Here is a 20,368-nt window from a genome sequence, read left to right on the forward strand (position 1 = left end):
TAAAGAGATGAACCGGAAAAAGTGGCTGATGATACTGGCGATTCTGGTGGTGGTGATTGCCTTCTGGAGCAGCGGAGCCCACAACTACCTCACCCTGGAGTCGCTCAAGGCCCACCAGCAGAGTCTTGACGCCTGGATCGTTGACAATGCCTGGCTGGCGGTCGGCGGTTACATGCTGGTTTACATCCTGGTCACTGCCCTGTCGCTTCCCGGCGCCGCCATCATGACGCTGGCGGGCGGGGCGTTTTTTGGCAACGTCTACGGTCTTGCCGCCGTCTCGGTCGCTTCCACCATCGGCGCTACCATCGCCTTTCTCGTCGCCCGCTTCCTGGCCCGTGATACGCTTCGGGACAAGTACGCGGCCACCGTCGCCCGCATGGACCGGGGCATTGCGAAGGACGGCGCGTTCTACCTGGCGACCCTTCGGCTGGTCCCGGTGTTCCCGTTCTTCCTGATTAACATCGCCATGGGGCTGACCGGCATGAAGCTGCGTACCTATGCCCTGGTGAGCTGGATCGCCATGCTTCCGGGTACCTTCGTGTATGTTAATGCCGGTACCCAGTTGTCACAGATTGAATCCACCGGTGACATTGTTTCTGCCGATCTGCTGTTGTCGTTTGCCTTGCTGGGGCTGTTCCCGCTGATTGCCAAGTTCGTGGTGGGGTTCATCCGGCGTCGCCGGGTGTATGCCGGATGGACGAAACCGGACTCCTTTGATTACAACCTCCTGGTGATTGGCGGCGGTTCGGCCGGTTTGGTGTCGGCCTACATTGCGGCGGCAGTGAAGGCCAAGGTGGCGCTGATCGAGAAACACAAGATGGGGGGTGACTGCCTTAACACCGGTTGTGTGCCGTCCAAGGCCCTGATCCGCAGTGCCAAGGCGGCGGATACCCTGCGCCATGCCGATCGCTATGGCCTCGAGGCGGTGCCGGTCAGGGGCTCGTTCAAAACCATCATGGACCGGGTCCAGACGGTGATCGCGAAAGTCGAGCCCCACGATTCCCCGGAGCGTTACCGCAAACTGGGCGTGGATTGCATCTCCGGCGAAGCCAGCTTCGTATCACCCTGGGAGCTTGAGGTGAAGCACACCGATGGCCGGACCGAGCGGCTGACTGCCCGCAGCATTGTCGTGGCCACGGGGGGTAAACCGGCTGTGCCGCCGATTCCGGGACTCGCTGACATGGAGCCGCTGACCTCTGACAATCTGTGGTCACTGGAGGTTCAGCCGGAGCGCCTGCTGGTGCTTGGCGGTGGGCCGATCGGCTCGGAATTGGCCCATGCCTTTGTTCGGCTGGGCAGTCAGGTGGTCCAGGTGGAAATGGGGGAGCGGCTATTGCCGAGGGAAGACCGAGATGTGTCGGACCTGGTGAAACACCGCTTCGAACAGGACGGCATTGATGTGCGCCTGGAGCATGCGGCGAAGGAATTTGTCATCGAGGATGGCGAGAAGGTGGTGTACTGCGACCACGGTGGCGACCGGGTGCGGATTGCTTTCGATCAGGTGCTGGTGGCGGTGGGGCGTGCCGCCAATACGGACGGCCTGCACCTCGACCGGATTGGTGTGGAAACCTTGCCCAACGGCACGGTGCCGGTGGAGGAGGACATGAGCGTACGCTACCCCAATGTATTTGCCTGTGGCGACGTGGCCGGTCCTTATCAGTTTACCCACGCCGCCGCGCATCAGGCCTGGTACGCCGCGGTGAATGGTTTGTTTGGTCAGTTCAAGCGCTTTAACGTGGATTACCGGGTCATGCCCTGGGTCACGTTTACCTCGCCGGAAGTGGCCCGGGTGGGATTGAGCGAGGCCGAGGCCCGGGACCAGGGTATCGAGTATGAAGTGACCCGATACGGCCTGGACGATCTCGACCGGGCCATCGCGGAGAGCGAGGACCACGGCTTCATCAAGGTGCTGACGCCGCCGGGCAAGGACAAGATCCTGGGCGCGGTGGTGGTTGGCACCCATGCCGGAGAGATCCTGTCGGAATTCACCCTGGCCATGAAGCATGGTCTGGGCCTGAACAAGATTCTGGGCACGATCCATCCCTACCCGACCTGGAACGAGTCGGCCAAATTCGCCGCCGGTGAATGGAAGCGTGCCCATGCGCCGCAGGGCATACTGAAACTGTTGGAAAAACTGCACGGCTGGCGCCGTGGCAAAGACACAAACGTATCGAGGAGCGTTTATGCCCCTGACTGAAGCACGACCGACCCGCAAGCGCATTCCGGCGGTGGAGGTTCTCGAGCCCAGGGCGTTCGACAGCTGGACCCACACCCGCCAGGGCGATCCCCGGGGCTATATCGACGCGGACAAGCTCCGGGAACTGTGGATTCACACCGGCACCGCCTGCAACCTGGCGTGTCCGTTCTGCCTGGAAGGGTCTCACCCCGGCGATGGACGGATTCCGGGCATGAAACTGAGCGATGTGAAGCCGTTCATTCACGAAGCCATCGATATGGGCGTGGAGCAGTTCTCCTTCACCGGCGGAGAGCCTTTCGTGATCCGGGATTTTGTGAACATCCTGGACTACGCCAGCCAGCACCGGCCCTGTTTTGTGCTGACCAACGCCACCGAGCCGCTGCTCAAGCGTCGGCACCAGGTGTTGCCGTTGCTGGACAACGCCTATCCGATTCACTTCCGGGTCAGCCTGGATTTTCCGGACCGGGCCCGGCACGACAAGGATCGGGGAGAGGGCAGTTTCGACCAGGCCCTGGAGGGTATTCGCTGGCTGATCGAGCAGGGTTTCAAGGTATCCATCGCCCGCCAGACCGATCCGGAGGAAATTCCGGCGGACGTGGAGGCCGTATTTCGGGAAATTTTCCGGGAATGGAACATCCCTGAGGGCCTGGCGTTTACCGCGTTTCCCGACCTGGGCACGCCGGGGTCGGAAGATGGCAGCCCGGAGATCACCGAAACCTGTATGGAGAAGTACCCGAGCAAGGCGTCACGTTCGCACTTCATGTGCACCTACACGCGGATGCTGGTGAAGAAGGGCGACAAGGTCCGGGTCTATGCCTGCACGCTGGTGGACGACGATCCCCAGTACGATCTGGGTGGGTCGCTGGCGGAGAGTATGGAGGAGCGCATTATGTTGCGGCATCATCGGTGCTTTTCCTGTTATCGATTTGGGGCCAGTTGTTCGGCGCCCGGTTGATTGTCGCAGCCTGCTTGTTGGGGGTTGGCGGCCTGCGGGGCGGGTATTAATTTCCTTGGAAAAATAACTCGCTTCGCTCAGACATATTTTTCTGGCGGGAATTAATACCCGCCCCACAGACCGCGCGGTTCGCCGTGCTGTGCGCTAAAAGTAACGTGGATTTTTTACGATGACGACGTTTGAGGGTGCCCTGTTCTGGGGGTTTCTGGTGGTTTACGGCATTGTGATGTATGTGCTGTCGCCGAAAAGTAAGAACGCGAATTCCTTTTACAAAGGCGCGGATGATCAGGGCAATCCGGTGAGTCAGTGGTCGCTGACGGCGAGTATTTTCATCAGCTGGATTTTTGCCAAGTCGGTGACCAACGCGGCCAATCTGGGGGCGGCGTACGGGGTAACCGGCGGCCTCGCCTACGCCAGTTACTGGCTGTCGATTCCGGTGGCCGGTTACATCATCTATCTCATCCGGACCCAGACCGGGGCCCGGAGTCTTCAGGATTTCCTGACGTCGCGGTTTGGTCGGCTGGCGGCGCTGGCGTTTGCCGCGGCGATTCTGATTCGTCTGTACAACGAGGTCTGGAGCAACACCGCGGTCGTGGGTGGCTACTTCGGCCTGCCGGGGCAGTGGGAGTACTACGCCGCGGCGATGCTCTTTACCGTGTTTACCCTCGCCTACAGCCTCAAGGGTGGTTTGCGGTCATCGATCTTTACCGACGTGATCCAGGCCTTCGTGTTTGTCTTTTTTGTTGGCGCGGTCCTGTTCCTCATCCTGCCGGCCAATGACACCAGTGCCCTGCTCAGCAATGGCGAGTTCCGGCTGGATGCCGGCTTTGATCTGCTGCTGGTGGCGCTGCTGCAGATGTTCAGTTACCCGTTCCACGATCCGGTCCTGACCGACCGGGGCTTCGTGAACAAGGAAAAGACCATGCTGAAGAGTTTCGTGGTCGCCGGGCTGCTGGGCTTCGTGGCGGTGTTTATTTTCAGCCTGGTGGGCGTGCATGCCCGTCTCAATGGCATCGACGCCATGGGTAACGCGCCGGCGGCGGTTGGTCAGTCCCTTGGTCTGGCGGCGCTGTTCTTCATGAGCGTGGTGATGATGACCTCGGCCGGCTCGACCCTGGACTCCACGTTCACCTCGCTGGCCAAATCCCTGGCGGTGGACCTGCCGCGGCTGGCCAGACGGGCCAAGAACCGTCTGCCGAGTATCCGGGTGGGTGCGCTGGTCATGGTGATCTTTGCCTTTGCCGGCAACCTGCCGATGTTCGCCGGCACCGACATTCTCAAGGCGACCACCATTTCCGGTACCATGGTGATGGGGTTGGCGCCGGTGTTCCTGTTCTATGGTTTCACCCGCTGGTCGCCCTGGAGTTTTCACCTGAGTTTCTGGACCGGCCTGGGGTTGGGTGTGTTGCTCGCGGCCGGTCTGATACCAGCCAGCTGGGCCATCGGTGACGGCAAGTACGCCATGCTGCTCGGGGTCAACGCTTACGGCTTCCTGATCTGCTCGTTCGGGTTCTTCGTGCCGTTGGCGCTGCGCCGTCTGGCGGGTCGTTCGCTGGCGGCCGGCGAAGCCTGAGGAGACGGCGTTATGAGTGCAGGTCGAAGTTGTCCACTCGCCTACCGGTATCGGCCTGACGTCCTGTGTGAGCAGGCGACGCCCGTGCCCGAGGACGTGCTCTACATTGTCGGCGGGCTGTACGGGAATCCTTTTGCCCTGGACGAAATCGAGCGCATGGTCCGTGCCGAGGAGCGGCTTGGGCACAGGGTCCGGCTGGTGTTCAATGGCGACTTCAACTGGTTCAACGCCAGCGATCCGCTGTTTCGCGACATCAACACGCGGGTCCTCGACCACACCGTCAGCCTGGGCAATGTCGAGTACGAACTTGGCAACCCGAGCGCCGAAGCCGGGTGTGGCTGTGCCTACCCGGATTTCGTTGAACAGGGCGTGGTTGAACGGTCGAACCGGATCATGGCCCGGCTGCAGGGGGTGGCTGACCGTCACCCCGATCTCCAGAACCGGCTTTCGTTGCTGCCTCGGTACCTGTGCCTGATATTTGGAGGCCTAAAGATTCTGGTTCTGCACGGCGATCCGGAATCCCTGGCCGGCTGGGGGCTGGCCCATGAGTCCTTTAGTGCAGCTAATGAATTGGTGGTGCAGGAGTGGCTGCGGGCCACCGGTGCCGATGTGATTGCCTGCACCCATACCTGCCTGCCGGTACTCTGGTCCGGGCGGGTCCAGGATCGGGTGCGCACTGTGGTCAATAACGGCTCGGCCGGCATGGGTAACCTGCGTGCCGATCCCCGGGGGCTGATCACGCGGATCGGTTTTTCCCGCCCCACGGCAGCCCCCGTGACAGGCTGCGAGCAGCGCGGCGCCCACGTTTCCCTGCTGCCGGTGGCCTTTGATTCCGCGGCCTGGCTGGCGGAGTTCGATGGACTCTGGCCGGCGGGTTCGGACGCCGCCGAATCCTATCGCCGGCGTATTCTGAACGGCACCTCCCTGGATCCCGCGTCGCTGGTTTTTCCTTCCGTTTCCTAACGATTTTGTCACTGGCGAATGCGTCAAACCGGTCTATTCTGAAAGAACGAGCCGGGGCCCACTCAGAGGGAGCCGCGAAAGCTGACTTGAATTATATTTTGTGGTCTATATAATTTAGCACTAACTTTTTGAGGCGAATTGATCACGTTATGACATCTGAAGGATCGAATACCACCGCCATCTCGCTTCGCACACCCGTGAAGGACGATGGCTACAGGCTCCACCAGCTGGTGGCAGAATGCCCGCCGCTGGACCCCAACTCGATTTACTGCAACCTCTTGCAGTGCAGCCACTTTGCCGAAACCGGCGTGGCCGCGGAGAAGGAAGGCGATCTGGTCGGCTTTATCTCCGGATACATCCCTCCCCAACAGCCCGAGACCGTGTTTGTCTGGCAGGTGGCGGTTCACGAGAAAGGTCGTGGACAGGGCCTGGCCAAGCGGATGCTGAAAGAGATCGTCGGCCGTGAGGCGTGCAAAAACGTCACGCACATGGAGACGACCATCACCGCAGACAACGAGGCCTCTTGGGCGCTGTTCCGCTCATTCGCCCGTGATATGGGAGCCGAGCTCACCTACCACGAGCACTTCGAGAAAGAGACCCATTTTGGTGGGCAGCACGATTCCGAGTTCCTGCTGCGCATCGGGCCCTTCACGAAGCCTGTCTGAGAGCCCCGGTCCACGCCGGTGAAAGCCGGCCGTGAACGACTGTGAGACTGTGTTTTGGACTAGCCGGCAGACCACTGAGGTAGGTCTGCCACCAGGCTTAAACCAACGCACGGCGGGCTTATCGCGACCGAATCCGCATTACCCGATAGGTCCCCGCGCATCTACCTCGAACCTGACATGCTAAGAGGCAAGACAATGGAAATTTTCAAGTCAACCGAATCCGAAGTACGTGTATATAGCCGTGCGTTTCCGGTCGTTTTCAATCGCGCGAAAAATGCGCACCTGTACACCGAAGACGGCAAGGAGTACCTGGATTTTCTGGCCGGCGCCGGTTCCCTGAACTACGGCCACAACAACGATATCCTGAAGAAAGCGCTGCTTCAGTACATCGAGGAAGACGGCGTGAGCCAGGGCCTCGATATGTTCACCACGGCCAAGCATGACTTCATGGAAGCTTACAAGACGCACATCCTTGATCCCCGCGGCCTGGACTACAAGATGCAGTTCACCGGCCCGACCGGCACCAACTGCGTCGAAGCGGCCCTGAAACTGGCCCGTAAGGTCAAGGGCCGCAATGGCATCATCTCGTTCACCAACGGCTTCCATGGCGTGACCATGGGTGCCGTGGCTGCCACTGGTAACAAGCATCACCGGGGTGGTGTGGGCACGCCGCTGGGTAACGTTGATTTCATGTTCTACGATGGCTACCTGGGTGACGATGTCGACACCCTGGCGATCATGGACAAGCTGCTGAGCGACGGGTCGTCCGGCTTTGAATTGCCGGCCGCGGTGATCGTCGAAGCGGTTCAGGGCGAAGGCGGTCTGAACGCCTGTCGCGCCGAGTGGCTGAAGGGCCTGTCCGAGCTCTGCAAGAAGCACGACATCCTGTTGATTGTGGACGATATCCAGGCCGGTAACGGCCGCACCGGTGAGTTCTTCAGCTTCGAATTTGCCGGCATCAAGCCCGATATCGTGACCGTGTCCAAGTCCCTCAGTGGCTATGGCCTGCCGATGGCGCTGGTGCTGTTCAAGCCGGAACTGGACGTCTGGGATCCGGGCGAGCACAACGGTACCTTCCGTGGTAACAACATGGCGTTTATTACTGCCCGTACCGCGGTGGAAACCTACTGGAAAGACGATGCGTTCGCCAACGAGGTGAAGGCCAAGACCAAGGTCCTCGGCGATGCCCTGCAAGCGATTTGCGACAAGTATCCCGGCCAGTTCAAAATGAAGGGCCGTGGTCTGATGCGCGGTATCGAAGCCAAGAACGCCGATCTGACCGGTCCGATTACCAAGCGCGCCTTCGAGCGTGGCCTGATCATCGAGACCAGTGGTCCGAACGACGAGGTCATCAAGTGCCTGATGCCGCTTACCACCAGTGAGGACGACCTGAAGAAGGGCGCTGCGCTGCTGGCTGAAAGCGTCGACGAGATCATGCAGGAAGGAATCAGCGAGGCGTCCTGAGACGCCTCCCGGCTCCGCACATTCATTCTGCAGGATAGCGAAGGCAAACCTATGACTACCCAACAACATACCGTCGAGAAAATTGGCGGTACCTCAATGAGCAACTACGAGGCCGTTCGCGATAACATCATTATTGGCAATCGCGACAAGGAAGACCTCTACCAGCGTATTTTCGTGGTCTCCGCCTACGGCGGCGTCACCAACGAACTGCTGGAGCACAAGAAGACCGGCGAGCCGGGCGTTTACGCCCTGTTTGCCGACGCCGAATCGGACTGGGCCTGGGGTGACGATCTCACCAAGCTGGTGAAGTTTCTCACCGACATCAACGGTGACCTGTTCGAGGACCCGATGCTCAAGCAGCAGGCCGACCAGTTCATCACCGACCGCATTGAAGGCGTCCGTGGCTGTCTGATCGATCTCCAGCGCCTGTGCTCCTACGGCCAGTTCCAGCTCGAGGAGCACCTGTTGACGGTGCGCGAGATGCTCGCCGGCATTGGTGAAGCCCACAGTGCGTTCAACACCGCCCTGAAGCTGCAGCAGGAAGGCATCAACGCCCGCTTCGTGGACCTGACGGGCTGGCGCGATGCGGAACTGCTGCCGCTGGATGACAAGCTCAAGCAGGCCTTCGACGCCGTTGACCTGACCCGGGAGCTGCCGATCGTTACCGGTTACGCGCAATGCAAGGAAGGTCTGATGCGCACCTTCGACCGGGGCTACAGCGAAATGACCTTCAGCCGGGTGGCGGTGATCACCGAGGCCCGTGAGGCCATCATCCACAAGGAATACCATCTGAGTTCCGCGGACCCCAACATCGTCGGTGCCGACAAGGTCGTTCCGCTGGGTCGCACCAACTACGACGTGGCGGACCAGCTTGCCAACCTCGGGATGGAAGCCATCCACCCCCGTGCGGGCAAGGGGATGCGCCAGAACGAAATTCCGTTGCGGGTAATGAACACCTTCGAGCCGGAGCACACCGGGACACTGATCACCGGAGATTACGTCAGCGAGACGCCGCAGGTCGAAATCATAGCCGGTGCCAAGGGCGTGTTTGCCATCGAAGTGTTCGATCAGGACATGCAGGGCGAGCCCGGTTCCGACCGCCGCATCCTGGATGTATTGGGCCGCTTCAAGGTGCGCTTCATGGCGAAGGACACCAACGCCAACACCATCACCCACTATGTGGACAGCACGCTCAAGCATGTGAAGCGTGTGGTGCGGGCGCTGAAAGAGGAGTTTCCGAACGCCGAGATCAACACTCGCAAGGTCTCACTGGTGTCTGCGATCGGCAGCGACATGAAGGTGCCGGGCATTCTTGCCCGTTCCGTGAATTCGCTGACCGAGAACGAAATCAGTGTCCTGGCCATTCACCAGTGCATGCGACAGGTGGACATCCAGTTCGTGGTCGATGAAGACCACTATGAAAAGGCGATTGCCGCCCTTCACGGTGCCTTGATCGAGCCACACAATCACGAGTACGCCATCGTGGCGGCCTCGATCGAGTAACGGATTACCCGTAGGCGGAACCGGTCGCTTCGTCTGCGGGTAATGGAGGTTGTCTTGCCTCCAGGTCGGGGTGCCCGGCTGGCCGGTCTGCAGTGGCAGGTTGCAAGGCCGGGCACCACCCGATCCCCATCCGGACCGGACGATTTCTTCCTTTTATCCTTCCCCGTGACGACTACCCTCGACCTCAGGGGTGGTTAATCCATCAACACCTGAACAACGTATCTTCTGTAAATTTCCGACCGGTACCATAGCCATGCGTAAAACGGATAGGCTGGGACCGTCTCCGACCACGCCCAACGATGGCGAAAGGGATTCCCTGGTTGGGCTGTATTTCAGGGATGCGTCCCGGTATGAGCTCCTGACGGATGAGGCGGAGCGCCGCCTCTCCCGAAAACTGACCCGCTGCTACCGCACCATCAGTACCGAACTGGCGTTGCCGGTGGAAACCCCGCAGACCTTTCGGGAAGTCATCGGAAGTCTGGGGGATGCGTGCGCCTTTTCGACCCGCTGTCGCCGGGCCTTTCATCTGGCGACTGCGTGTCGTCGCAAGCTGATCCAGAGCAACCTGCGCCTGGCTGTGCACATTGCGCGCCGCTACGGTCAGCATGGCATTCCGATGTCGGACCTGATCCAGGACGCGAATATCGGCCTGATCAAGGCCGCCGAGCGATTCGATCCCGGCAAGGGCTTTCGGTTCTCGACCTACGCGTACTGGTGGATCAGTGAAGAGGTGAAGCGCTGCCTTCAGCGCGGAACCCGTCTGGTGCACACCCCCGAAAACGTGGTCGATGAAATTCGCCAGTTGCACCGGGTATCGCTGGGCATGCACCAGACCCTTGGCCGCACCCCGTCCCAGTCCGAGCTGGCCAGGGAAATGGAGGCTTCGCCCTCCCGGATCGGCGAATTGCGCGCCCTCGCCTTGCGTGAGGTGTCCACGGACGTCCCGTTGGTCGACGATGGGTCTGTGACCCTGGGAGACAGCCTGGAGGCGGCAGAACAGCAGGCTCCCGAGCATGCCATGTCGCAGCGCGACCGCCGCCGGACCCTGACCGCCATGATGGGAGAGCTGACCGATCGTGAACAGGCCATCCTGTCACGACGCTACGGTCTTGGTCTGCCCGAACCGGAGACGCTGCAGGTCATTTCGGATGATCTGGGGATCAGTCGGGAGCGGGTTCGTCAGATTGAGAAGATGGCGGTGAAGAAACTGCAGAGCCGATTCTCTGACCCCGAGGATGTCTTTGGAGCCTGACCGTCCCGGTCAGGCTCCGTGCAACAGCACATACCAGGCGCCAATCGCCACCTGGCAGAGCAGTACTACGAACGTGAGAAACAGACGCAGGCGCAGGTACCAGTCCGGCCAGTAGAGTCGCATCCAGCGGGCGTCGACCAGATAGAGGGCCAGATACGCGACCGTGTAGAGCAGAATCTGACCCGGCGTCGAAAGCAGCAGGCCGACGCCGGCGGTTACGAAAAAAATCTGGCTGAACACCATGGTCACGAGCGGGGACTGCGGATAACAGCAATCGTCCAGTTGCATGGAAATGGGCCAGTACACCCCGGCCATGAAGGCAAGAATCCCCGCGCTGTACAGGTAGAACCAGGACACCGCCGCGACGCTGTACTGGGGCATGAGGTACACGGTTGCGACCGCCGCGAGGAAGGGCAGCAGGCCGGCGACACCAAATACGATGGCCAGTCGGGCAACAGCAATCACGTCTTTTCCCTCTGCACCCTTATCCGCATGGGCTCAACGTGGGCCGGCTCCATCCCAACCATCTCATGGTACGCGGACGGGTGCACCACCTGGGTCTCCCGGACCTGAAACCCCGCGAGGGTGTCCTGGATCTGCCAGGAACTTCGGAACAGGCTGGTGACTCCGTCTTTGTCGGACAGCAACAGCAGTCGGCCATCCAGCGTAAGCCTGGCCATGTAGTGCTGGCCTTCGAGGGAGATGATTTCCAGCAGTTCGATGACCGGACCTTGGCTGTTTCGCAATTCTTCCAGGGTGATTCTCACAGTGAAGCTCCGGAGTTGGTGTTATTGGCAGTGTTACGACTCCGGTACGTAATGAGATCAGTTGCCGAGCGCCAGACACCTCTGATGTTGCGGGCATCGGACCAGGTGATCGTTCACCATGCCGGTGGCCTGCATGAAGGCGTAAATGATGGTCGGGCCGACGAAGGTGAAGCCGGCGCGCTTGAGCGCCCGGGACATTGCTTCGGATTCGGGGGTGGTCACCGGAACGTCCTCAAACCGCTCCCAGGCGTTCTGGATGGGGCGGCCATCGACGAAGGACCAGAGAAAGTCACTGAAACTCTGGCCGTTCTCGCGAAACTCAAGAAATCCCCGGGCGTTCTTGATGATGGACTGAACCTTCAGGCGGTTCCGGATGATGCCAGGATTGGCGAGCAATTCCGCGACTTTCGCATCGTCGTACCGCACGATTCGCTCCGGATTGAAGCCATCGTAGGCCTCGCGATAGTTCTCTTGCTTGCGCAGGATGGTAATCCAGCTCAGGCCGGCTTGCTGGCCGTCCAGGCACAGCTTTTCAAACAGGGCCAGGTCATCGTATTCGGGCCGGCCCCAGACGGTGTCGTGGTAGTGAACGTACAGTGGGTCGGTGCCACACCAGGGACAGCGTTCGGTGTTTGCCATCGCTTAGCCTTGCTCCTCTGAAGGACGGTGTGTGGGTTCGATGCGACGTCGCAACACCGGGGTTTCCGACTCGCGCGGCTCATCAGTCCCGGCCAAGCCATAGTCCTCGGGTGGTGCCTCAAACCGCCGCAGCATCGGGGGCGTCGGATCGCTCTGGCGGTATACCAGCGTCACCAGAAATCCCTCCACGCGCCAGCAGTCGGCGTGCCAGTCCGGTTCGGCCTGGTCACCCCGGAGGTCGAAGCCCGGGCCAACTTCCAGAGTTTGCAGATTGCCGGCAATGCCCCGGCCCGTCGCCTTCAGCCAGGCCTCCTTGAGGGTCCAGACTTTCAGAAAGGTTTCCGGGTTGTCCTCGGCCAGCAACCACGACTGTTCCAGCGGTGAAAACCAGCGTCGAGCGACCCGTTGCCAGTGGGGGTGGCGGGTGCAGGGCTCGATGTCCAGGCCAATCCGGTGCGCCGGACTGGTGGCACAGGCGGAAAGGCCGTGGCTATGGCTCAAGGACAGATGCCAGCCAACCGGCTCGGCTGAGGCCACCGGGCGGCCGTTGATCGGTCTGCACCGGGCAGCCTCCTGGCCACTGGCACCGGCAATCGCCCGGCGAATCAGCCAGCGGCTGGACAGGTACTCCCGCTTGCGCGGGCCGCTGAATTTGTCCGCCGTCTCGCGTTCGTAATCGGTGAGCCAGTCCGGCAGCCGGGAGGCCTCCCGGCCCGCTTCCCGGCACAACCAGATCGCCGGCTGCGGATCAGGGTTGAAGGCGCTGGATGAGCCAGTCATCGCCATCCCTCACGTATTCGAACCGGTCGTGGAGTCGGCTCGGGCGCCCCTGCCAGAACTCGATCCGGTCGGGCACTACGCGGTAACCACCCCAGAAACTGGGCAGTGGGATCTCGCCCTCGCTGAACTTCCGTTTGAGTTCGGCCACTTTCTGCTCCAGCAGGCCGCGGGACGTGATGGCCTTGCTCTGTTCCGATACCCAGGCGCCGATCTGGCTGCCGCGGGGGCGCGATGCAAAGTAACGCAGGGACTCCGATTTGCTGACCTTTTCCACCGGCCCCTGAATGCGGACTTGCCGATTCAGGCCGATCCAGGGAAACAGGAGGGCCGCCTGGGGGTTCTCCTCGATTTCACGAGCTTTGCGACTGCCATAATTGGTGTAGAACACGAAACCGTTCTGGTCGAAGTATTTCAACAGCACGGTACGCAGGTCGGGCAGACCGTCTGCGCCGGCGGTGGCCAGAGACATGGCATTGGGCTCCAGCAGGCCTGCTTGCAGCGCGTCCTGGAACCAGTGTTGGAATTGCCGCACCGGATTGTCATCGAGGGCATCGCGATCGAGCCCCTCACTTTCAAACTCCCGACGCATATCGCCGATGTCCATAAAGCTTCCCTCGTCTTCAACAGGCCAAGAACACTCTGACCGCTGAGCATAACGGGTTCGGCGGCGGCTGTCAGGGGCAGTATATGTCCGCTTTAATTACACAAAAAAACAAAAGAATGAGTCCTGGTTCACATTTCGCCCCGTATTACTTTCCACATTTATGGGGAGTCAGGCCCGGCAAGTCCAGTCAGGAACCTCGCCCTGAACCGAGAGAGAAAGAGACGATGTTGGCAGAATACGATTTATCCCTGGTCATTGCGTCCTATGTGGTGGCTTTGCTCGCGGCCTACACCGCGCTGTATTTCGGAACCCGACTTAACACCGCCCAGGGCGGTGAGCGCCGGCGCTGGCTGATAACCGGTGCGCTGGTCATGGGCTCCGGGGTGTGGACCATGCACTTCGTGGGCATGCGCGCCATGCCGATGGAAGCGCCGATGTCCTTCGACACTGTCATGACCGTAGTGTCGTGGCTTGCGGCCGTTGTGGCGTCTGGCGTGGCCCTGAACATCATTGGTCGGACCCGGATCAGTGCCGCCCTGTTTGGCACTGCCACACTGGCCATGTCCGGCGGGGTCGTGGTCATGCATTACCTGGGCATGTACGCCATGCGCATGTCCGCGGACCCGGTTGTTGATACCGGCTTCCTGGTGCTTTCGGTGATTATTGCCGTGGTCGCGTCCGGGGCGGCGCTGGCGATGTGTCGCAAACTGCAAGGGCTGGAGGGCGGGCGTGCCCTGATGATCCAGTTCGTGGCCGCCCTCGTGATGGCAGCTGCAATTTGCGGTATGCACTACACCGGCATGATTGCCCTGCAATTTCCGCCGGGTGCGGTACCTGCGGCGGATAATGGTCTGCGCGGCGAATGGATCGGTATTCCCCTGGCTGTGGCCTGTGTTGCGCTTCTGGCTGTCGCCCTGGTGGTCACGATTATGGACGTGCGCGCCCGGCGTGAGCTGGAACTCAAAAAGGCGGAGGAAAGCCGCTGGGTCGAGCAAATGGCGTTTGTGGATTCCGTGACAGGATTACCCAATCGCTCCGGGCTGGAGCAGGAGCTGCTTGAGCACCTTGCCCGACCCGATGCCCGTGAGCACCCGTTTGCGCTGATTTATCTCGATGTTGCCAATTTCCGTGAGCTTACTGACCGGCTTGGGCATCGGGAGCTCGAAGACGCTATCCGGGAGATCAGTAGCGCCTTGCGGGCGGACCTGTCCGACACCGTGTACCTGGCGCGCTATTCCGCCGGCGCCTTTGTGGCCCTGGTGCCGGATTATGAGAGTGCCGACCACGCGTTCATGTACAGGCGCCTGCGACAGATTGATGGGTCAATTACCACCGCCGGTATGGCCATTACATGGCGTGCCGGCCAGTCCGTCTACCCGACCACTGGCACGTCGAGCCGCAAACTGGTGCGCGCAGCCATGGTACCCCGCGACCTGAACGACATTGGCCATTTCGCCAACATGGAAGCGACGCCGGAACTGGCCTTGCCCGGTCAGCTCGGTGGCAGCTGACAAAACGGGTCAAGGCCGACTATCCTTGTGATCAGGCGGGGGCGAAGAAGCCCCCTGGGATTGTGCCTTTGACAAGGAGAGATTCGTGGCCGCGAGCCGACAACCGAACCGCCTCGTAAGGAACCTGCTTATTGGGCTTCTGGCCCTCGTCGTGCTCTACGGCATTGCCGGTTTCCTGCTGTTGCCCTGGTGGCTGGAACGAACACTGCCGGACCAGCTCAACGAGCGTATGGGATGGCAGTCGGAAGTTGCGGAGATCTCGGTCAATCCGTTTGCTCTGAGTGTGGAAGCCTCAGGTCTGTCCGCCCGGGACAGCGACGACGAACGAGTGGTGGCGTTCGACCGCCTGGCCGTGAACCTGAATTTCTTCCAGTTGGTTCGGGGGATCGTCGGCTTTGAGGCAATTGAGCTGCAGGAGCCCTTTATCCGCCTCGATCTGCTGGACGATTACGGCGTCAATTTCGCCCGGGACTGGCAGAACAATAACCCCGCATCAGAGCCGCCGGCCGCGGACCCTGGAGGGTCGGAGGAGGATGCCGAGCCTCCGCGCTTCTACTTTACCGGCATTACCATCGAAGGCGGAGAACTGCTGTTCCGGGATTTCAGCAAGGCTGAGTCTGCGGAGTTCCGGATCACGCCGCTGGACCTCAGCCTGAATGATCTCGCCACCTGGCGCCGGGATGGCCAGGACAGCAGCTACAGTCTGCAGGCGGCCATCGGGGACGAGTCGCTCGAGTGGCAGGGTGAGCTCAGTGTCACCCCGTTGTATTCCAGCGGGACGATCAGCATCAGCGGCATCGGGTACCAGACCCTCGAGCACTTTTTGGCCCCCTACCTGCCCTACGATCTCCGGGGCGGCAGGGTCAGCCTGCAATCGGAGTACGAGCTGCAGGCCGGGGATATGTTTTTGCTGGCAACACGCAACGGTACCCTGTCGCTGGAGGAACTGGCGGTGGCCATCGATGCCGAGAGCGAGGAGGCCCGTCTCACCTCCGGCACCATCAGCGTTGACCAGATCGGCTTCGATCTCAGTGCGAGGGAGGCCAGCGTCGGCATGGTATCCCTTACCGCCCTTGAGCTTGCGGTTGCCCGCGATGAAAACGGGGTGATTGACTGGCTGGTGCCGCTGACCACCGGTGAGGATGCCCAGACGGCTCCTGAGGCCTCCGAACCGCCGGCCGCGTCAGGCGGGCCAGCATTCCACTGGTCTGTCGAGGGCATTACCCTGTCGGAGGGCCGGGTGCAGTGGCAGGATCGCCAGACCGAGACGCCGGCGGACCTGACCCTTGAGCAGCTCTCCCTGACCACGGGCGCCCTGAGCCACAGGCTTGACGAACCGGTGAACTATCAGCTTCAGGCCACCCTTGCCAGTGGCGGTTCGCTGTCCCTGGACGGTCAGTTGACGCCCCAACCCTTCACCCTCGAAGCGGGCATATCCGGTTCCGGGGTGGCGCTGGCGGCGTTCGAACCCTATGTGCAGGAAGGCGCCAACCTGTCCATTGCCGAGGGCATTCTGGGGGTTGACGGCAACCTGGATCTTGATGGCCAGCAGGAGCCGCTGACCGGCACCTTCAGTGGCACAGCGGAAGTGGCCGGGCTGTCGCTCGCCATGGCGGACGACAGCGGTCGGCTGTTGTCCTGGCAGTCCCTCCGCCTGTCGCCTATTGAATACAACGTGAACCCGGCCCGGTTGGAAATCGGCACCGTGACCCTGACCCAACCCTCGGTCAATGTCGTGCGGGCCACCAACAACGTGCATAACCTCGAGCGAATTGTCCGTTCAGGCAATGGAGGCCCAACGGATCAGGGGACGGATGGCAATGCGTCCGGTGAGGACCCGGGGTTTATTTTCCGGATCGGTCAATTGATGCTTGAGCAGGGCGAGATCGCCTACACGGACCGCAGTATCAGCCCGGCCTTCACCACGTCCTTCGACGAACTGAACGGCTCGGTAACCGGGCTCAGCAATATTCCCCCACAGCAGGGCAAGGTCGACATCCGTGGTCGCGTCGGCGAAGTGGCCACCGTGGAGTTCGCGGGAACCCTGGGCACCCTCGGGACGGACGACGTCAGCGACCTGAAGCTGACCATGAATGATGTGTCCCTGCCGGCACTGTCGCCGTACTTCGGTCGCTACATCGGTTACGGGGTGGACAGCGGGAAGCTGGACCTCGACCTGAATTATGAAATTGCCGGCACCCGACTGGACGCTCACAACCTGGTGGTCATGGACCGCCTGGAGCTGGGGCAGGCCGTGGCCAGCGATGACGCCGTGGACGCGCCGGTGGCGCTCGGGCTGGCCCTGCTCAGGGACCGTGATGGTGTGATTGAAGTGGATCTCCCCATCAGCGGCGATCTTTCCGACCCTGATTTCAGTCTGGGCCAGGTGATCATGCGCGCGTTCGTCAACCTGCTGGTGAAGGCTGCGGCGTCGCCGTTCAGCATGCTGGGGTCCATAGCCGAGATGGCGGGACTGAGCAGCGACGAGTTGGGCCAAGTCGGTTTCCAGCCCGGCAGCGTGGCACTGGCCGAGGGTGAGCCCGCCAAGCTTGCGGCCCTTGCCGACGGCCTGCTCGAGCGTCCGGACCTGTTGCTCAACGTTCGCGGCGGAGTTGCGCCGGAGGCGGATGGCCTTGCACTGTTGCGGGACGAGCTGACCGCCGGTGGCCAGAAGTCGCTGACCGACGAGGAATGGGAAACGGCCCGTCAGGCCTACCTGGCCGGCGAGCGTCAATTGCCGCCCGAGGCATTGAGTAACCTGGCGTCCGCCCGGGGCGTTGCGGTTCGCAAGGTACTGCTGGATACCCACAAGGTGCCCGCAGACCAGCTGTTCATGCTGGATCCGTCGCGGGATGCGAGCGTTGATGAAAACGGTGCGGTGACCGTCCAGTTTACCCTGGATGTCCGCTAGGGCAGGTCGAAACCGGTGAGGAAGCCGGCGGGCAGCTGCAGGCCCCATTTTTCGACCATCAGCCGATAGGAGCCGTTGGTGACCAGTGGTGCCATGAAGCGCAGCATGTCGTCGGCGCTCACCGGGCCATCTTCCCGGGCCACAATGCGGAGCTGATAACTCTGGTCGAGCTTGTCCGAGATCAGCAATTTGCGCCAGTCCTCGGGATTTTCCGACAGGTGCATCTGCAGGTATGAGCGACTGATGATGGCCACCTCCGCAACCGACGGGCGATCGGCCTTGATAAGCTGGAGGTTGCGGCTGTGACTGTCGGAAAATTCGATGTGGAACCTTGCCTGCAACGCCTCGCTGTCGGTCTCGAGATCGGCAAACCCGTAGTGGTACCCGGACATGGCCACGATGCTGTGGCGGCTGATGTCCTCGAAGAAGGACAGGTCCCGACCGGGCTTTTTCAGGGCCACGTAGAGCTCCTCATCCGTCAGGATGGGCCGGCTCAGGGTGACCTTTCGGTCGGACCAGCCCCAGTTGGCGCTTTCGAAGAAGATGACGTCGAAAAGTCCGGCTTCGAAGTCGAGATAGCGCCGCTTGGGAGAGGTATAGAACACCTGGATGTCGAGATCGTCGTTGACCGCTTCGAGCCCCGCAATCAGGTCGCCCAGCAGTCCCTGGGCTTCGTTCTCGTGGTTGACTTCGGCAACGGGCGGGAAGTAGTAGGCGCCGACCGTAATCTCGGTCTTCGGGTACGCCGCCGACAGCCAACTCAGGGCGAGTGTGCCAGTCAGCAGGGCCAGTGTTCTGGTCGATCGATGGATGGCTGGCACGCTGGGTCCTGATCTGTAATAAATGAATACCCGTTCAGATTAGCACCAGAATGGATGTGACTGAACAACAGGATTTTAAAGTTATGCAAAACGGGAATCCCTGCCATGGCCAACGCCGCTAGCCCCTTTTTCGCCTACGTCTCCCGACTGCGCTGGATCAAGCGTTGGGGACTGATGCGCAATGCCATCGAAGAGAACGTGGCGACGCATTCCTGGGAGGTGGCGACCCTCGCCCATGCCCTGGCCCTGATCCGTAACCGGCATTTTGGCGGCCAGGCCAATGCCGACCGGATCGCTGCGGCGGCGCTGTACCACGATGCCACCGAAGTGATCACCGGGGATATGCCAACGCCGGTAAAATACCACTCGAGGGTGATGCGCGAAGCGTTCGGAGATATCGAGCACAAGGCCGAAGCCGAATTGCTGGCGCTGCTGCCGGAGGATCTGCGGGCGGATTTTTCACCCTACGTGCGGGAATCGAGGCTGCCGGCGGAGGACCGGGAACTGATCAAGGCGGCGGATCGTCTGTCCGCCTGGCTCAAGTGCCAGGCGGAAATCCGAGCCGGTAACAAGGAGTTTGAACCGGCTGAAAGACAGATCCGGGCCCGTCTGGAAGAAGACGGGCTGCGGGAAGTGGCTTATTTCATCAAGGTGTTTGCGCCCAGTTACGAACAGCCACTGGATAACCTGCTGGAGTGATCTCGATCACCGCCGCGGGCCTGCCTCATCAGGCGCCGGCGGCGGAGCCGACCAGACCGCCCTTCAGACCGTCGCGACGTAGGGCCTGGCGCACCGTGTCTTCGGGACTGCCGGCCAGTTCCCGGAACATGCCCATGGAACCGAGCAGGGCGGAGGATTCGTAGGGCACGAAGACCCGTTCCCCGTCTTTCGCCATTGTCGGCAGGACCTTGATGTAGCTTTGGCCCAGCAGGTAGCCGATAACGGTCTGCTTGTTCTCCTCGGAGTCGCCCATGGCGCTGAGGACCAGGCGAATGGATTCCTGCTCACCCTGGGCCCGCAGAATCGCCGATTCCTTGTCGCCCTGGGCGTTGAGGATGGCCGATTCCCGCTGGCCCTGGGCCATGGCAATGGCCGCGGATTTCTCACCCTCGGCCTCGGTGACCGTGGCCCGGCGCTTGCGCTCAGCCGCCATCTGCAGGCGCATGGCTTCCTCGACCTCTTCCGGCATGCTGATGTCCTGGACCTCGACCCGGGTCAGCTTCACGCCCCACTTGGACGCCGGCTCCTCCATCTCCGCCTGAATGGCGTTGTTCACCTCACTGCGGGACTCGAACAGCTTGTCCAGCTCCATCTTGCCCACCACCGAGCGCAGGGTGGTCTTGGCCAGGACTTCCACCGCCTGGCTCATGTTGGCGACTTCGTACACCGCCCGGCGCGGATCAATGATCTGGTAATACAGGGCGCCGTTGATCTTCACGGTCACGTTGTCGGTGGTGACCACCGGCTGGCCGGGGAAATCCATCACCGTTTCACGCCGATCGATGCGGGTCTCGTCGCTGGTGACCGGGTGGTATTCCTCGCCCATCCGCACGTAGCGGATCATGGTGATCGGGCGCGGCCGCTCGATGAACGGAATGATGATGTTGACGCCGCTTTCGAGGACCCGGTTGAAGGACCCAAGGCGCTCGATCACCATGACCTCGGACTGACGGACAATCACCAGGCCTTTGGCGACGATAAAAATGCCGATAACAACAAAAACCAGGCTGAGAACCAGCCCCGGTGTGATGAACGATTCCATG

At 61.3% G+C, this 20,368-nt stretch carries 18 protein-coding genes; 11 read left to right on the plus strand and 7 right to left on the minus strand.

Annotated elements, in window-relative coordinates; translation table 11 throughout:
* Window positions 1–7 precede the first annotated feature (7 nt).
* From KXD86_RS12010 to KXD86_RS12045, 8 genes are all read left to right on the plus strand, one after another.
* On the plus strand, window positions 8–2,197 hold the full coding sequence (locus KXD86_RS12010; protein WP_218636245.1) for a dihydrolipoyl dehydrogenase family protein: 2,190 nt from the start codon (window positions 8–10) through the stop codon (window positions 2,195–2,197).
* Window positions 2,184–3,152 carry a radical SAM protein gene (locus KXD86_RS12015; RefSeq protein WP_218636246.1) on the plus strand — a complete coding sequence of 323 codons (969 nt, stop codon included), beginning with the start codon at window positions 2,184–2,186 and terminating at the stop codon, window positions 3,150–3,152. Before KXD86_RS12010 ends, KXD86_RS12015 begins: the two co-directional genes overlap by 14 nt.
* A gap of 169 nt (window positions 3,153–3,321) precedes the next feature.
* A complete protein-coding gene (locus KXD86_RS12020; protein ID WP_218636247.1) occupies window positions 3,322–4,725 on the plus strand; it encodes a sodium:solute symporter family transporter in 1,404 nt (467 codons plus the stop codon).
* 12 nt (window positions 4,726–4,737) lie between these two features.
* The gene (locus KXD86_RS12025) at window positions 4,738–5,688 is read left to right on the plus strand and encodes a metallophosphoesterase family protein (protein ID WP_218636248.1); all 951 of its coding nucleotides are present in this window, start codon (window positions 4,738–4,740) and stop codon (window positions 5,686–5,688) included.
* Window positions 5,689–5,837: 149 nt separating this feature from the next.
* Window positions 5,838–6,353, plus strand: coding sequence for a diaminobutyrate acetyltransferase (gene ectA / locus KXD86_RS12030; protein WP_218636249.1), 516 nt, complete (start codon window positions 5,838–5,840; stop codon window positions 6,351–6,353).
* A 195-nt stretch (window positions 6,354–6,548) separates the two neighbouring features.
* A complete protein-coding gene (gene ectB, locus KXD86_RS12035) occupies window positions 6,549–7,817 on the plus strand; it encodes a diaminobutyrate--2-oxoglutarate transaminase (RefSeq protein WP_218636250.1) in 1,269 nt (422 codons plus the stop codon).
* A 51-nt stretch (window positions 7,818–7,868) separates the two neighbouring features.
* The gene (locus KXD86_RS12040) at window positions 7,869–9,320 is read left to right on the plus strand and encodes an aspartate kinase (protein WP_218636251.1); all 1,452 of its coding nucleotides are present in this window, start codon (window positions 7,869–7,871) and stop codon (window positions 9,318–9,320) included.
* 253 nt (window positions 9,321–9,573) lie between these two features.
* Entirely contained in the window at window positions 9,574–10,572 is a 999-nt protein-coding gene (locus KXD86_RS12045; RefSeq protein WP_218636252.1) for a sigma-70 family RNA polymerase sigma factor, read from the plus strand.
* A gap of 9 nt (window positions 10,573–10,581) precedes the next feature.
* On the opposite strand, the gene KXD86_RS12050 is transcribed toward KXD86_RS12045, so the two are convergent.
* The 5 genes from KXD86_RS12050 to pdxH are packed head-to-tail and all read right to left on the minus strand — an operon-like array spanning window position 10,582 to window position 13,362.
* The gene (locus KXD86_RS12050) at window positions 10,582–11,037 is read right to left on the minus strand and encodes a DUF3429 domain-containing protein (protein ID WP_218636253.1); all 456 of its coding nucleotides are present in this window, start codon (window positions 11,035–11,037) and stop codon (window positions 10,582–10,584) included.
* Window positions 11,034–11,339 (minus strand): DUF6482 family protein, encoded by a 306-nt coding sequence (locus KXD86_RS12055; protein ID WP_218636254.1) that lies wholly within the window; start codon window positions 11,337–11,339, stop codon window positions 11,034–11,036. Before KXD86_RS12055 ends, KXD86_RS12050 begins: the two co-directional genes overlap by 4 nt.
* 57 nt (window positions 11,340–11,396) lie before the next feature.
* Window positions 11,397–11,978, minus strand: a complete 582-nt coding sequence (locus tag KXD86_RS12060; protein WP_218636255.1) for a DNA-3-methyladenine glycosylase I — start codon at window positions 11,976–11,978, stop codon at window positions 11,397–11,399.
* Between the two features lie 3 nt (window positions 11,979–11,981).
* Window positions 11,982–12,758: a 4'-phosphopantetheinyl transferase family protein gene (locus tag KXD86_RS12065; protein WP_218636256.1), complete on the minus strand. Its 777-nt coding sequence runs from the start codon at window positions 12,756–12,758 to the stop codon at window positions 11,982–11,984.
* The gene (gene pdxH / locus KXD86_RS12070; RefSeq protein WP_218636257.1) at window positions 12,727–13,362 is read right to left on the minus strand and encodes a pyridoxamine 5'-phosphate oxidase; all 636 of its coding nucleotides are present in this window, start codon (window positions 13,360–13,362) and stop codon (window positions 12,727–12,729) included. Before pdxH ends, KXD86_RS12065 begins: the two co-directional genes overlap by 32 nt.
* 224 nt (window positions 13,363–13,586) lie before the next feature.
* On the opposite strand from pdxH, the gene KXD86_RS12075 reads away from it, so the two are divergent.
* Window positions 13,587–14,873 carry an MHYT domain-containing protein gene (locus KXD86_RS12075; RefSeq protein ID WP_218636258.1) on the plus strand — a complete coding sequence of 429 codons (1,287 nt, stop codon included), beginning with the start codon at window positions 13,587–13,589 and terminating at the stop codon, window positions 14,871–14,873.
* Window positions 14,874–14,958: 85 nt separating this feature from the next.
* Window positions 14,959–17,784, plus strand: a complete 2,826-nt coding sequence (locus tag KXD86_RS12080) for a DUF748 domain-containing protein (protein WP_218636259.1) — start codon at window positions 14,959–14,961, stop codon at window positions 17,782–17,784.
* On the opposite strand, the gene KXD86_RS12085 is transcribed toward KXD86_RS12080, so the two are convergent.
* A complete protein-coding gene (locus tag KXD86_RS12085) occupies window positions 17,781–18,605 on the minus strand; it encodes a substrate-binding periplasmic protein (RefSeq protein ID WP_312846286.1) in 825 nt (274 codons plus the stop codon). The genes KXD86_RS12080 and KXD86_RS12085 overlap by 4 nt on opposite strands.
* 105 nt (window positions 18,606–18,710) lie before the next feature.
* Between KXD86_RS12085 and yfbR the strand changes: the two genes are divergently transcribed.
* Entirely contained in the window at window positions 18,711–19,304 is a 594-nt protein-coding gene (gene yfbR, locus KXD86_RS12090) for a 5'-deoxynucleotidase (protein ID WP_218636260.1), read from the plus strand.
* Window positions 19,305–19,332: 28 nt separating this feature from the next.
* On the opposite strand, the gene KXD86_RS12095 is transcribed toward yfbR, so the two are convergent.
* Window positions 19,333–20,367, minus strand: coding sequence for an SPFH domain-containing protein (locus KXD86_RS12095; RefSeq protein ID WP_218636261.1), 1,035 nt, complete (start codon window positions 20,365–20,367; stop codon window positions 19,333–19,335).
* Window position 20,368: the final 1 nt, after the last annotated feature.

The organism is Marinobacter arenosus (genome assembly GCF_019264345.1).
Taxonomy (GTDB): domain Bacteria; phylum Pseudomonadota; class Gammaproteobacteria; order Pseudomonadales; family Oleiphilaceae; genus Marinobacter; species Marinobacter arenosus.